Source organism: Pseudoalteromonas issachenkonii, from assembly GCF_002310795.1.
Taxonomy (GTDB): Bacteria; Pseudomonadota; Gammaproteobacteria; order Enterobacterales; family Alteromonadaceae; genus Pseudoalteromonas; species Pseudoalteromonas tetraodonis.
In genome coordinates this window covers 2,943,841-2,957,845 of the sequence record NZ_CP011030.1, presented here as the reverse complement: position 1 = coordinate 2,957,845, position 14,005 = coordinate 2,943,841, and the positions used below count along the sequence as shown (strand labels likewise).

Genomic DNA, 14,005 nt, shown 5'->3' with positions numbered 1-14,005 from the left:
GATAATACAGTGGTTTTATATAAGTGCAAAGTTAGGGTTTAGGATGTTAGGTTCGAGCGACGAGTTGCGTGGAACCACTGCGCTTTAATTGTTCTGTAGGCGAGGCTTTATGCCGCGCACTTTAGTTGCGGGCAACGGGCTTCGGGTAACGGGCCTAGAAACTCGAAGCTAAATAACTGAACCTAGTTGGAATATAGGTAAGTACATGGCCACAATTAAGCCACCCACTAATACGCCGAGTACCGCCATTATTAATGGCTCTAATAGGCTAGATAGGCCATCTACGGCGTCATCCACTTCTTGCTCATAAATAGTGGCCACTTTAGCCAGCATGCCATCAAGCGATCCTGATTCTTCACCAATGGCAACCATTTGAATTACCATATCAGGGAATATTTTTGAATTACGCATCGCCCAATTCATTTGGTTACCTGAGCTTACCTCGGCTTTTATTTCTAAAATAGCATAACGGTAAACTGCGTTTCCTGAGGCACCAGCTGCAGAATCAAGCGCATCTACCAGTGGTACACCGGCAGCAAAGGTGGTCGATAAAGTACGCGCATAGCGTGCTACCGCTGCTTTATTAAGTATCATACCTATAATAGGCAGTTTGAGTATAGCTCGGTCGGTGGCATCCCTAAGTGCTAAACTTCTTAAATGGGTTTCTTTGAATACATAACCAAAAGCAACAACAGCTATTAGCGCCATCCACCAGTACTCTTGCATAAATTCAGAAATAGCAATAACAAATAAGGTAAAAGCAGGCAGCTCAGCGCCAAAGCCATTAAAAATATCCTGAAATTGTGGTACCACAAAAATAAGTAATATGGAGGTTACAATCAGCGCTACTACTAATACCGCAATCGGGTAAAACATGGCTTTTTTGATTTTTGATTTTAGTGCCTCTGATTTTTCTTTATAGAGCGCAACGCGGTCGAATATTTTATCCAATGCGCCCGACTGCTCACCTGAGGCCACTAAGTCGCAATATAAATCATCAAAATAACGAGGGTGCTTTCTAAGCGCGGTTGATAGCGGCTGGCCAGCTCTTACTTCATCGCCAATGGTTTCCATCAGCTTGCTCACGCTTTTATTGGTGGAACCAGAACCTATCATTTCAATTGATTGAATCAGCGGCACACCCGCCATGAGCATAGTCGCGATTTGCCTGGTCACTAAAGCAATATCTTTTGGGGTGATTTTTTGTACACTTTGCAAACCAAATAACGGTTTAGCTTTACGTTTTACTTTTGAGGGGGTAATGCCTTGTTTACGCAGTTGCGCTTTGACTAAAGCGATGCTTGAGCCGGTAAGTTCTCCCTCGAGTTTTTTGCCGCGAGCGCTCACACCAATCCACTGGAAGGTGTCTAAGCCTTTATCTTCTTGTTTTTTAGCCATTACCTTGTTACCTACCTACAAATTATAAAGGTAGCATATAGCTACCTTTATACAGTTAAACTTTAAAAGTTTATTATGGGACTGTTGTACAAGTTGCAGGCGCTAACTTATCTTCTACAGTTGTTGTACATGCCCAAGTACCGGCTGCAGCTCTCGCTAAAGTGATAGTGCCTCCCTCTACAGTCCCTGAACCAGTCATAGTACAGGCAATAGAGCCTGCGCCTCCTACTGGCGCTCCTATCACAAATGCAGTACAGCGAGATGTTGGTGCTGTTAATCCTAAATTTGCGGCAGTGTAAAAGCCAGCATCACGGCCTTCTGAAACAGCTACATCGTAGGCGCTACGCGCACCTGAGATTTCAGCCAGAGAAGAGGCAACCTGTGCTTTTTGTGTATAATCCTGATAAGCAGGCAGTGCTACTGCTGCTAAAATACCGATGATTGCTACTACAATCATTAATTCAATTAGGGTGAAACCCTTTTGGTTTTGTTGTGTCATTGTTTGCATGTTTCCTCTCCTAAAGGATAATGTTGTGGTAAGCCAAACGGGTATAAGTTTTTAAACTATAACTTATGTGTTCACTTAACCTGTTACTACAAAAATAAAATCATTTTGCCAAATTGTGCATAAACACTATTGGTAGCCGTTACTCTAAAGTTACGCACTGCATGGCGGTTATTCGTTACTCGTCCCTTACTTGAGCATAAATCTAACTATTAAAAGTTAGTTATAGCCCGCGTAAGTTACAAGCTGATTATAAAAATAAACCTTATCGCTTATTTTTACTCTGTCCCTTATAAATACCTTTTCACTCTTTATAACTAATTAAATATTTAAAACTAGTCAATATGAACGAGTCTAACACTGTTTATTGCGCTTTTGTATGTAAAAACTTTATAAAAAACGCATTAATTTAATAACTTGTTACAAATAGTCCTTTTGGATTATTTAATGCCCTTTTTTAAAAGCTGTCAATCAATTAGCGCAAGAAACTATAAATAAATTTTACATTATTTACTCAAATCGCATCGATAAATCGATTGATTGTAAATTTTTTGTAAGCGCACCACTTGAGATAAAGTCAACCCCAGCTTGCGAGTATGCTTTTAGTGTTTCTAGAGTCATATTGCCCGACACTTCAAGTTTAGCGCGCTTATCTGTAATGCTAACTGCTTGGCGTATTTGCTCAGGATTAAAATTATCTAACATAATAATGTCGGCGCCTGCGTTAATGGCTTGCTCTAGCTCATCAAACGATTCAACTTCAACCTCTATAGGTTTATCGGCATGATTTAGCTTAGCTTGAGCTACTGCGTTATTAATTCCTCCACAGGCTGCTATGTGGTTTTCTTTAATTAAAAACGCATCAAACAAACCAATTCGGTGGTTTGCACCGCCGCCACATTTAACTGCATACTTTTGCAGCGCTCTAAGCCCTGGAATAGTTTTACGGGTATCGAGCAGTTGCGTGCTAGTACCGCTTAACTCTTTTACATAGTGCGCTGTAGTTGTGGCCGTACCAGAAAGCGTTTGTACAAAGTTAAGTGCGGTGCGCTCGGCTGTTAAAATAGCGCGAGCAGAACCTGATGCGGTAAATAAAGTGCTATTGGCACTGACAAAGTCGCCGTCGTTCACGCATATATTTACAACCACGCTTGGGTCGACTTGTTTGAACACTTCAATGATTAGGTCTTTACCACAAAAGATGCAGTCTTCACGAGTGATCACTTTCGCATTGGCTTGCTCTGCTTGAGGAATAAGCTGTGCGGTAATATCGCCTTGTTCGGCGCTTTGGTAATTTAGATCTTCATCAAGTGCTAAGGTAACAAGTTGACTAATTAGGGTATGCGAAATAGACATGAAAAAGCTCATAATAGATAATAAATTAACTAAATTTTACTCTGTTTAATTACTAAATAGAAGCAGCTAACAACTAAACTAATCAGCCAGCGCTTAATTTACACGTTGATCATATTTTATCGTTTAGTATTACGCTATCTTTATAGGGTTAAATCTATTAGCATCTTGATATACATCAATTTTGGTTAGTTATGAAAATAGATTCTTTAGGCGTTATAAATAATATTAGCCAGCGGGCGTGTAGCCACTTTGACGAGCGACCTGCTCAGTGCGATATTTCGCTGTTGGTTATTCATAATATTTCATTGCCCGCAGGGCAGTTTAACACTCCGTACGTTGATGATTTATTTATGGGGTGTATTGATTGTAATGCACATTCTAGCTTTAGTGACCTAGAGGGGCTTAAGGTGTCAGCGCATTGTTTTATTAAGCGCTGCGGCGAAGTTATACAGTATGTGCCTTTTGAAAAACGTGCATGGCATGCGGGGCGTTCCTGCTTTGCTGGACAACAAAATTGTAATGATTTTAGTATAGGTATAGAACTTGAGGGCACAGATACAACTAATTATACCGATGGTCAATATCAAAGTTTAGCTGCATTGGCGCACGCTATTATGCAGCGTTACCCAAAAATAACAGCCAGTAATATAGTAGGGCACTGCGATATTGCCCCTGGGCGAAAAACCGACCCTGGAGAGAGTTTTAACTGGCGTAAATTTTTTAACCTAATTAAATAACTAGGGTCTGTTGACCTTTCAAGGTTGAATTTGCAGCAGTCTGTTTGGTATTTAGGCAAGGCAGCGCCTATGTGGTGTGGTTATTCCCCATAAATAGGCGATAACGTAGCATCAATGCCAAACAGGCGCTGCCCTTCGGGTTCTGCCTAGGGACGATTTACTCTTTGTTGCTCGGTTTTGACTTAGCCCACTAGGTTACAAACCTCGCGCCGCGATTAAATCGCCCCTAGTTTGAACAAATTATAATCCGCAAAGGTCAACAGACCCTAAATTAAGCGAGTAACAACATGATTTTGGTTTCAATAATAATTGCACTGATACTTGAGCGTTTAGGTGCTCGCTCTGCGCATTGGCAAATGAGTTATTACGCTAATGGCTACTTAACTCGCTCTGTTAATTTATTGACCAATAAAGGTTTATTTGGCACTGCAACAGGGTTTTTAATTTGGTTATTACTGCCTGTGATTGCCGTAGGGTGTGTGTATTTTTTATCTGACTTTGCACTTTGGCAGCTTGTTTTTAATGTGGCGGTGTTACTCGTTTGTTTTGGTTGTGCTAAGCAACGCGCTTTATATAAATCGTATTTAAATGCACTGACCCGAGGGGATCAAACCGCTGCGTCTTTGTATGCTTTGCAATTAGGGCAAAAACGCACCCAAGAGCAACAAGGCGGCGAAACCTTAGGGCAAACGCTGGCTTGGGTTAACTTTCGATTTTATTGTGCGGTTATATTTTGGTTTGTGGTATTGGGCGTTGCTGGTGCTGTTTTTTATGCATTAGTACGTACCTTTGCCGACTTAGTGAGTGATAACCGTGATGAAGTCATTGCTAAGCATTTTAAACTCCTCCATCGTTTACTATTTTGGCTTGATTGGCTCCCTGCGCGTATTACCAGTTTTGGCTATCTAGTGATTGGTAACTTTAATAAAGGAACTAGCTGTTGGCTTCATTACGTGTTTGACTTTTCAAGTCCTAATCGCAAGGTGGTTACTTATACTGCATTGGCCGCCGAGCAAGTTGAAGAGCGCTATTATGGTTACACCTTTGAAGCCACCTGTATGATCAAACTGGTTAAGCGAAATGTACTTTTTTACTTAGTGTTAATTGCCTTGATGACTTTATTTGGTGGTTTAAGTTAAAAAGCAGTGGTTAGGTTCTAGGTATTAGGTAGAAATTAAGCCAAGCACTGTGCTTAGCTTGGTGTCGGCGGGCTACGAGCAATGAGCAACGGGCTTAAAACCTTTGATCTTTAACCTAGACCCTAAATATGCGGGAGATAAACTCTCGATTACAATAAAATAAAGGTATGTTTGTATGAGACGCTACGTTTTACCCTACTGCCGAACCCCGAACCCCGAACCCCGAAAACCCAAGTTAGCTGGTCTGACCATTTGTTTTTCATCTTATTAACCTTTCTTTATCCTCTGCATTCTGTGTATTATTTGAACTTTGTTTAAATTACGTTACGCTGGCCTTAGGGCTTTAAAACTGCTGTAAATTGACAGTAATTACGGTTTTTGATAACGTATGGCAAAATTTGGTATGACCAATTTACCTTTTGGTCAGGTCATTCAGTTAAAAGCCTTATTTAATGGGCTGCTAGCACTTATACAACGCGGACGTTGATTGATGTCTTTAAAAATTAAAGCGGCAAAATTATCTGATGTTATTTTACAACAACTTGAGAACATGATTCTTGAGGGGTCGTTAGCACCAGGAGAAAAGTTACCACCGGAGCGTGAACTCGCCAAGCAATTTGAAGTGTCGCGTCCGTCGTTGCGTGAAGCCATTCAAAAGCTTGAGGCAAAAGGGCTCGTAACCCGTCGTCAAGGTGGTGGAACGTATGTAAAAAATCAATTGGAGGAGGGGCTGACTGATCCGTTGTTTGATTTGATCAGTAAACACCCCGAATCGCAATTTGATTTATTAGAATTTCGTCATGCGCTAGAGGGAATTGCGGCTTATTACGCAGCACTTCGCGGAACAAGTAACGATTTTGCAAAAGTAAAACAGAGCTTTGATCAGATTGCATTAGCTAAAGATGAATTAAAGCAAAAAGCCAAAGCGATTAATGACTTTCATTTTTGCATCGCTGAGGCGTCTCATAACGTAGTGTTACTGCATTTAGTAAGAGGGATGCAAAGCTTACTTGAGCAGAATGTTTTACAAAATTTAACAGTGTTACTTAAAAAGTCAGACATAAGCAGCCAATTAGCCGAACACAGGCGTTTATTAATGGATGCAGTGATTGACGGTAATCCTGAACAAGCTCGCTTAGCGAGTAATGCGCATTTAGCCTATATTGAAGAAGCATTGCTTGAAGCGGGTAAAGAGCATTCGCGAATTGAACGTAGTTTAAGGCGCACCAAACAAAATTAAGCAAGTACATTCACTGTTAACTTGATTTAACAGTGAAGTATTCAATACATAAAATTAGTATTTTAAACATAAGGAAACCTCCATATGTCTGAAGTCAATAAAATTGACGTAGACGCGCTAGAAACACAAGAGTGGTTACAAGCTCTTGAATCAGTTGTGCGCGAAGAAGGTGTTGAACGAGCTCAGTTTTTACTTGAGCAAGTGTTAGAGCAAGCCCGCTTAGACGGTGTTGATATGCCAACTGGCATTAACACAAACTACGTTAATACGATCCCGGTTGATCAAGAACCTGCCTACCCAGGTGATGTAAATCTTGAGCGCCGTATTCGTTCAATTATTCGTTGGAACGCGATTATGATTGTATTGCGTGCATCGAAAAAAGATCTCGACTTAGGCGGCCATATGGCGTCTTACCAATCGTCTGCTGCATTTTATGAAGTATGTTTTAACCATTTCTTTAAAGCGCCAAATGATGTTGATGGTGGTGATTTAGTTTATTACCAAGGTCATATTTCTCCGGGTATTTATGCGCGCGCATTTGTTGAAGGGCGTTTAAGCGCTGAGCAGCTTGATAATTTCCGTCAGGAAGTAGATGGTAAAGGCTTACCTTCTTACCCTCACCCTAAATTAATGCCGGAGTTTTGGCAGTTCCCAACGGTATCTATGGGTTTAGGTCCAATTTCTTCAATTTACCAAGCACGATTCTTAAAATACTTAGATGGTCGTGGCTTAAAAGACACTAAAAACCAACGTGTATATGCGTTTTTAGGTGACGGTGAAATGGATGAGCCAGAATCACGTGGTGCTATCTCTTTCGCTGCACGTGAAAAGCTAGACAACTTATGTTACTTAGTTAACTGTAACCTACAGCGCTTAGATGGCCCTGTAATGGGTAACGGTAAAATCATTCAAGAGCTAGAAGGGCTATTTAAAGGCGCTGGCTGGAATGTTATTAAACTTGTTTGGGGCAGCGGTTGGGATATTCTCCTTGCTAAAGACACCACAGGTAAATTACTGCAACTAATGAACGAAACTGTTGATGGCGATTACCAAACATATAAAGCAAAAGATGGTGCGTACGTACGTGAGCACTTCTTTGGTCGTTACCCTGAAACTGCAGCATTAGTTGCTGATATGACGGATGACGAAATTTTTGCGCTTAAGCGTGGTGGTCACGAATCTTCAAAACTTTATGCCGCATTTAAAAAGGCAGAAGAGACGAAAGGTCGTCCAACAGTGATCCTAGCTAAAACTGTAAAAGGTTACGGCATGGGTGAAGCAGCTGAAGGTAAAAACATTGCGCACCAAGTTAAGAAAATGGATATGTCGCATGTGGCTCACTTACGCTCACGCTTGGGCTTAGATGATTTAGTATCAGAAGAGCAATTAAAAGAGCTACCTTACTTAGAGCTTGAAAAAGATTCACCTGAGTACAAGTATCTACATGCTCGTCGTGATGCATTACAAGGTTACACACCAACACGTATTGCTAAGTTCTCTGAAAAGTTACAGTTGCCAGAAGTTGACGCATTCAAGCCATTACTTGAAGAACAAAAGCGTGATATTTCAACGACTATGGGCTTTGTTCGTGCTCTTAATATTTTATTAAAAGATAAAGGCATTGGTAAAAACATCGTGCCTATTATTGCCGATGAAGCACGTACCTTTGGTATGGAAGGTTTATTCCGTCAAATCGGTATTTACAACCCACACGGCCAAAACTACACGCCTCAAGACCGTGACATCGTTTCTTACTACAAAGAAGCAACGTCAGGACAAGTACTACAAGAAGGTATTAATGAGCTAGGTGCAATGTCGTCATGGGTTGCTGCTGCAACATCTTACAGCACCAACGACTTACCGATGATTCCATTCTACATTTACTACTCTATGTTTGGTTTCCAACGTGTTGGTGACATGGCGTGGATGGCAGGGGATCAACAAGCACGTGGCTTCTTATTAGGTGCTACGGCGGGTCGTACAACGCTAAATGGCGAAGGCTTACAGCACGAAGATGGCCACAGCCACATTCTTGCAAACACGGTACCTAACTGTATTTCTTACGATCCTACTTATGCATTTGAAGTAGCGGTTATTGTGCAAGACGGTATTCGTCGTATGTACGGTGAAGATCAAGAAAACATTTACTACTACCTAACGTTAATGAACGAGAACTACCATCAGCCAGCAATGCCAGAAGGCGCTGAGGAAGGTATTCGTAAAGGTATCTATAAGCTAGAAAGCTACGAAGGTAAAAAAGCCAACGTACAGCTATTAAGCTCAGGTACTATCATGACTGAAGTGCGTAAAGCGGCGGCAATTTTAAGCGAAGATTATGGTATTGCATCTGATGTTTACTCTGTAACTTCATTTAATGAACTTACGCGTGATGGACAAGATGTTGAGCGTTTCAACATGCTTAATCCAGAAAGCGAGCAAAAAACAGCTTACATTACAAGCGTATTAAACGATTCAGTCACTGTTGCTGCAACGGATTACATGAAAAACTACGCAGAGCAAGCACGTTCATTTATCCCAAGCAGTAACTACAAAGTATTGGGTACAGATGGTTACGGTCGTTCAGACAGCCGTGAAAACCTACGTCGTCACTTTGAAGTTAACGCAAGCTACGTGGTAGTTGCGACATTATCTGAACTTGCTAAACGTGGTGAAGTTGAAAAGTCAGTGGTTGTTGAAGCAATTAAAAAGTTCAACATCGACACTAACAAACTTAATCCACTGTACGCATAAGAGGTTTGCAATGAGTATTGAAATTAAAGTACCTGATATCGGTGGCGATGAAGTAGAAGTAACCGAAATACTAGTGAGCGTTGGCGATAAAGTTGAAGTTGACCAATCACTATTAAGTGTTGAAGGCGATAAAGCTGCGATGGAAGTACCTGCTGAACAAGCGGGTACGGTAAAAGAAATTAAAGTAAATGTGGGCGATACAGTAACCACAGGCAGTTTAGTGTTCATCTTTGAAGGTGAAGCGCAAAACCCTGCTGCTGACTCTAAAGAAGCTGAAAAAACCGAGGAAGCAGCACCGGCTGCGTCATCGGGCTCGTCAACCAAAGAAGTGACTGTGCCAGATATTGGCGATGATGAAGTTGAAGTGACTGAAGTGATGGTTGCGGTTGGCGATAGCGTAGAAGAAGAGCAATCTATCTTAAACGTTGAAGGCGATAAAGCCGCCATGGAAGTACCTGCACCCTTTGCTGGCACTGTAAAAGAAATTAAAGTAAATACTGGTGACAAAGTGAAAACGGGCTCATTAGTGTTTGTTTTTGAAGTCGCTGGTGGTGGTAACGAAACTGCACCTGCAAGTGATTCAAAAACGCAAGAGAAGCCTGCTGAAAAAGCTGCTTCATCTAAAGCGTCAGAATCAAGCACTAAAGAAGTTAGCGTACCGGATATTGGTGATGACGAAGTTGAAGTAACAGAAGTCATGGTTGCGGTTGGCGATAGCGTAGAAGAAGAGCAATCTATCTTAAACGTTGAAGGCGATAAAGCTGCTATGGAAGTACCGGCGCCGTTTGCTGGTACTGTAAAAGAAATTAAAGTAGCAACAGGCGATAAAGTTAAAACGGGTTCCCTGATTTTTGTATTTGAAGTGGCGGGTAGTGCACCAAGTGACGCGCCTGCAAAACAAGACGAGCCAAAGGCTGAATCTAAGCCAGCGGCTCAAGCAGTGTCAAAACCAACTGCTGCGCCTGAAAAAGCAAGTGCCGAAAGCTTTGAAAACAACAGCGCTTATGCTCATGCATCGCCAGTTGTTCGTCGTTTAGCACGTGAGTTTGGTATTAACCTTGCGAACGTAAAAGGCACAGGTCGTAAAAACCGTGTTGTTAAAGAAGACGTGCAAAACTATGTTAAGCAACTGGTTAAGCAAGTTGAATCCGGTCAAGTACCTGCAGCTAAAGGCAATGCCGGTGGCGGTGAGCTTGGATTAATTCCGTGGCCAAAAGTTGATTTTGCTAAGTTTGGTGAAATTGAAGAGAAAAAACTCTCTCGTATTCAAAAGCTATCAGGTAAAAACTTACACCGTAACTGGGTGCAAATCCCACATGTTACCCAGTTTGATGAAGCGGATATCACGAGCCTTGAGCAGTTCCGTAAAGAGCAAAACGCGCTTAACGAGAAGAAAAAGCTGGGTGTTAAAATTACGCCACTCGTGTTTGTAATGAAAGCAGCAGCTAAAGCGCTTGCTGAGTTCCCGACATTTAACTCATCACTTTCTGAGGATGGCGAAAGCTTAATCCTTAAAAAGTACATCAACATTGGTGTAGCGGTTGATACGCCTAATGGCTTGGTTGTGCCAGTATTTAAAGATGTTGATAAAAAAGGCATTATTGAACTCTCTCGTGAACTAATGGAAGTATCTGTTAAAGCACGTGATGGCAAGTTAAGTTCATCAGATATGCAAGGTGGTTGTTTTACTATTTCAAGCCTAGGTGGTATTGGCGGTACGGCATTTACGCCGATTGTGAATGCACCAGAGGTGGCTATTTTAGGTGTGTCTAAATCTGAAATGAAGCCTAAGTGGAATGGTAAAGAGTTTGAACCTAAGCTAATGGTTCCACTTTCAATGTCTTACGACCATAGAGTGATTGACGGTGCACTTGCTGCACGCTTTACTGTTACTCTTGCAAGTTACATGAGTGATATACGCCAGTTAGTGATGTGATCACTACAGAGTGAGTAAAATCAAATCCCAGCCAGTTGTTTTTAGCTGGGATTTTTATCATTTGCAATGATACAATATTTGCACAAATGCCCTTTTCTGCCTTGCAGAAACATGGCAGTTAAATTTTGGGGCTGTGTCCCGTTCAAACAATAAAGGTAATAGCATGAGCAACGAATTAAAAACTCAAGTTGTTGTACTAGGCGGTGGTCCTGGTGGTTACTCTGCGGCTTTTCGCGCTGCTGACTTGGGCTTAGAAGTTACATTAGTAGAATCTCGCGAGACATTAGGCGGTGTATGTCTTAATGTTGGTTGTATTCCTTCTAAAGCACTTTTACACGTAGCTAAAGTGATTGATGATGCTGCAGAAATGTCATCTCACGGCGTTACTTTTGGCGCACCAAAAATTGACTTAGATGAAGTTCGTTCTTGGAAAGAGTCTGTTGTTGGCCAGCTTACAGGTGGCTTAGACGGCATGGCTAAAATGCGTAAAGTAAAAGTTGTATCTGGTTACGGTAAATTTACTGGTAGCAATACTTTAGACGTTGAAGGCGCTGACGGTAAAACAACCATTACCTTTGATAACGCAATTATTGCTGCGGGTTCTAAACCTGTAAACTTACCTTTCATCCCAGAAGATGATCGCGTTATTGATTCAACGGGTGCGCTAGAGCTTAAAGATGTTCCTGAAAAGCTACTTGTTTTAGGTGGTGGTATTATTGGTCTAGAAATGGGTACGGTTTACCGTGCACTAGGTTCTGCAATTGATGTTGTAGAATTTGCAGACCAACTTGTTCCTGCTGCTGATAAAGACATCATAAAAATTTACCAAAAGCATGTTAAAGACAAGTTTAACGTGATGCTTTCAACTAAAGTAACTGGCGTTGAAGCAAAAGACGACGGTTTATATGTTACGTTTGAAGGCAAAAATGCACCAGCAGAGCCAGTACGTTACGACAAAGTACTTGTTGCTGTAGGTCGTACACCAAATGGTAATATGTTAGACGCTGATAAAGCGGGTGTGAATGTTGATGAGCGTGGTTTTATTAACGTTGATAAGCAATTACGTACTAACGTAGAACATATTTTTGCAATTGGTGACTTAGTGGGTCAGCCTATGCTTGCGCATAAAGCGGTTCATGAAGGTCATGTTGCAGCAGAAGTTATCTCTGGTCAAAAACATTACTTTGATCCTAAGTGTATTCCTTCAATTGCTTACACTGACCCTGAAATTGCATGGGCGGGTGTAACTGAAAAAGAAGCGAAAGAGCAAGGTTTAAGCATTGAAACAGCAGTATTCCCTTGGGCTGCATCGGGTCGTGCAATTGCTTCTTCACGTACTGAAGGTTCTACTAAGCTTATTTTTGATAAAGAAAGCGGCCGTATTATCGGTGGTGCTATGATTGGTATTAACGCAGGCGAAATGCTGGGCGAAATCGGTCTAGGTATTGAAATGGGTGCAGATGGTGAAGACCTAGCGCTAACAATTCATGCTCACCCAACATTGAACGAATCAATCGGCCTTGCAGCTGAAATTTTTGAAGGTTCAATCACTGATTTACCAAACAAAAAAGCAGTTAAAAAGAAGAAGTAATTTCTTTTAGTTAATCGCGATAAAAAACCCAAGCCTCGGCCTGGGTTTTTTGTTTTTATAGCCTCAGGGTTTAGCAAAAGATTGTTCTGTGTAGCGCAGCGTCTCTATGGTGCAAAAACAAAGACTAAAGCATGTCGAGCTGCGAGTGCCGGGCAACGGGCTTAAAGCCTCAAAATTAAACCTGCGCGAGATAAATTCACGCCTGCAATATAAAAATTATGCTTGTAAAAAGCTCGATGTTTTATCGCAGCCCGCAGCCCGCAGATATCTATTCCCTTTTATTTTAGCTACAATGCGCAGCCATCAATTTATAGGTAATAAACCACAGTGACTCAAGGTTTCAAAAATTCAGTTTTAGCGTTACGTGCCCAGCAAATAAGTGAATCTCGACGCGAGTTTAATGCCCGGGGCGGTAAGATGGACCGCTGTGAGCAATGCTTAATTGCCAAGCATTACTGTATTTGTGAGGGCGCTGAGTATGCAAGTTGCGACGCTGCGGTTTGTTTACTGATGTATCATAATGAAAGTTTTAAACCGTCTAATACAGGGCGTTTAATTGCTGAAATAGTCCCTGATAATTATGCGTTTCGCTGGGATAGAACCTCCCCAGATCCTGCTTTATTAGCATTATTGAATAATGATAAATATCAGCCTTTTGTGATTTTTCCTGCAGAAGATGTTGAAACAGATAGAGTAGTAACGCAAGTAGAGCCTGTTGCAGGTAAAACGCCTTTATTTATATTCTTAGATGGTACATGGCGTGAAGCTAAAAAAATGATCCGCAAAAGTCCTTATCTAGATAATTTGCCCGTGCTTTCTATTACCGCACAAAAGCTCTCAGATTACCGATTACGTGTAGCACCCCATGCTCACCAGTTAGGTACGGCAGAAGTGGCTATTATGGTATTGGCATTGGCTGGTGAAGTTGATGCGAGTACTAAATTAGAACAGCATTTTATCAAATTTCGCGACGCCTATTTACTCGGTAAGCGCAACAAAGGCAGGCCGGAATAAACTGCAAGATGTTGATACGAAAAGGCTGGATTTAATGTTTGTTCATAGTTTGAATGTATATAATCTTGGCTGACCGCTGACCGCTGACCGCTGACCGCTGACCGCTGACCGCTGACCGCTGATTTTCAGGCAAAAGAAAAGCGCGAACCATCTCTAGTCGCGCTTGCGGAATCTTCTAACTTTGTTGCATCCTGCAATTGAACCTAATCAACTCCAATTTTTACATTCCGTGTTATTACAATATTACTTTCTAGTTCTATGTAATATAGGCTATCCGGGCCTGTCTCCATAAATCCCTAAAACATCCTGTAAGGTAAAATCTATTACCAATCCTTATT

10 protein-coding genes are annotated in these 14,005 nt (G+C 41.5%); 7 read left to right on the top strand and 3 right to left on the bottom strand.

Annotation, left to right across the window (positions count from 1 at the left end):
- Positions 1–168: 168 nt before the first annotated feature.
- The 3 genes from PISS_RS13700 to nadC form a co-directional block, all read right to left on the bottom strand.
- The gene (locus tag PISS_RS13700) at positions 169–1,398 is read right to left on the bottom strand and encodes a type II secretion system F family protein (protein ID WP_058155276.1); all 1,230 of its coding nucleotides are present in this window, start codon (positions 1,396–1,398) and stop codon (positions 169–171) included.
- 73 nt (positions 1,399–1,471) lie between these two features.
- Positions 1,472–1,906: a pilin gene (locus PISS_RS13695; RefSeq protein ID WP_157066903.1), complete on the bottom strand. Its 435-nt coding sequence runs from the start codon at positions 1,904–1,906 to the stop codon at positions 1,472–1,474.
- 507 nt (positions 1,907–2,413) lie between these two features.
- Complete coding sequence (gene nadC / locus PISS_RS13690; protein ID WP_058155275.1) at positions 2,414–3,259, bottom strand: carboxylating nicotinate-nucleotide diphosphorylase; 846 nt, start codon at positions 3,257–3,259, stop codon at positions 2,414–2,416.
- Between the two features lie 191 nt (positions 3,260–3,450).
- On the opposite strand from nadC, the gene ampD reads away from it, so the two are divergent.
- The 7 genes from ampD to PISS_RS13650 all read left to right on the top strand — a co-directional run bounded on the left by ampD (position 3,451) and on the right by PISS_RS13650 (position 13,667).
- The gene (gene ampD / locus PISS_RS13685) at positions 3,451–3,996 is read left to right on the top strand and encodes a 1,6-anhydro-N-acetylmuramyl-L-alanine amidase AmpD (RefSeq protein ID WP_058155274.1); all 546 of its coding nucleotides are present in this window, start codon (positions 3,451–3,453) and stop codon (positions 3,994–3,996) included.
- Between the two features lie 287 nt (positions 3,997–4,283).
- Entirely contained in the window at positions 4,284–5,135 is an 852-nt protein-coding gene (gene ampE, locus PISS_RS13680; RefSeq protein WP_058155273.1) for a beta-lactamase regulator AmpE, read from the top strand.
- Between the two features lie 490 nt (positions 5,136–5,625).
- Complete coding sequence (pdhR, locus tag PISS_RS13675) at positions 5,626–6,375, top strand: pyruvate dehydrogenase complex transcriptional repressor PdhR (protein WP_008114937.1); 750 nt, start codon at positions 5,626–5,628, stop codon at positions 6,373–6,375.
- Between the two features lie 84 nt (positions 6,376–6,459).
- On the top strand, positions 6,460–9,126 hold the full coding sequence (gene aceE / locus PISS_RS13670; RefSeq protein ID WP_013465930.1) for a pyruvate dehydrogenase (acetyl-transferring), homodimeric type: 2,667 nt from the start codon (positions 6,460–6,462) through the stop codon (positions 9,124–9,126).
- 10 nt (positions 9,127–9,136) lie between these two features.
- Positions 9,137–11,062, top strand: coding sequence for a pyruvate dehydrogenase complex dihydrolipoyllysine-residue acetyltransferase (aceF, locus tag PISS_RS13665; protein WP_058155272.1), 1,926 nt, complete (start codon positions 9,137–9,139; stop codon positions 11,060–11,062).
- A gap of 163 nt (positions 11,063–11,225) precedes the next feature.
- Positions 11,226–12,653, top strand: a complete 1,428-nt coding sequence (lpdA, locus tag PISS_RS13660) for a dihydrolipoyl dehydrogenase (RefSeq protein WP_013465928.1) — start codon at positions 11,226–11,228, stop codon at positions 12,651–12,653.
- Between the two features lie 327 nt (positions 12,654–12,980).
- Positions 12,981–13,667, top strand: coding sequence for a tRNA-uridine aminocarboxypropyltransferase (locus PISS_RS13650; RefSeq protein ID WP_033103968.1), 687 nt, complete (start codon positions 12,981–12,983; stop codon positions 13,665–13,667).
- Positions 13,668–14,005 lie beyond the last annotated feature (338 nt).

Excerpts from the sequence above, each read along its gene's own strand:
- PISS_RS13700 (WP_058155276.1), bottom strand. The coding sequence starts at position 1,398 with ATGGCTAAAAAACAAGAAGATAAAGGCTTAGACACCTTCCAGTGGATT.
- PISS_RS13695 (WP_157066903.1), bottom strand. The coding sequence starts at position 1,906 with ATGCAAACAATGACACAACAAAACCAAAAGGGTTTCACCCTAATTGAA.
- nadC (WP_058155275.1), bottom strand. The coding sequence starts at position 3,259 with ATGTCTATTTCGCATACCCTAATTAGTCAACTTGTTACCTTAGCACTT.
- ampD (WP_058155274.1), top strand. The coding sequence starts at position 3,451 with ATGAAAATAGATTCTTTAGGCGTTATAAATAATATTAGCCAGCGGGCG.
- ampE (WP_058155273.1), top strand. The coding sequence starts at position 4,284 with ATGATTTTGGTTTCAATAATAATTGCACTGATACTTGAGCGTTTAGGT.
- pdhR (WP_008114937.1), top strand. The coding sequence starts at position 5,626 with ATGTCTTTAAAAATTAAAGCGGCAAAATTATCTGATGTTATTTTACAA.
- aceE (WP_013465930.1), top strand. The coding sequence starts at position 6,460 with ATGTCTGAAGTCAATAAAATTGACGTAGACGCGCTAGAAACACAAGAG.
- aceF (WP_058155272.1), top strand. The coding sequence starts at position 9,137 with ATGAGTATTGAAATTAAAGTACCTGATATCGGTGGCGATGAAGTAGAA.
- lpdA (WP_013465928.1), top strand. The coding sequence starts at position 11,226 with ATGAGCAACGAATTAAAAACTCAAGTTGTTGTACTAGGCGGTGGTCCT.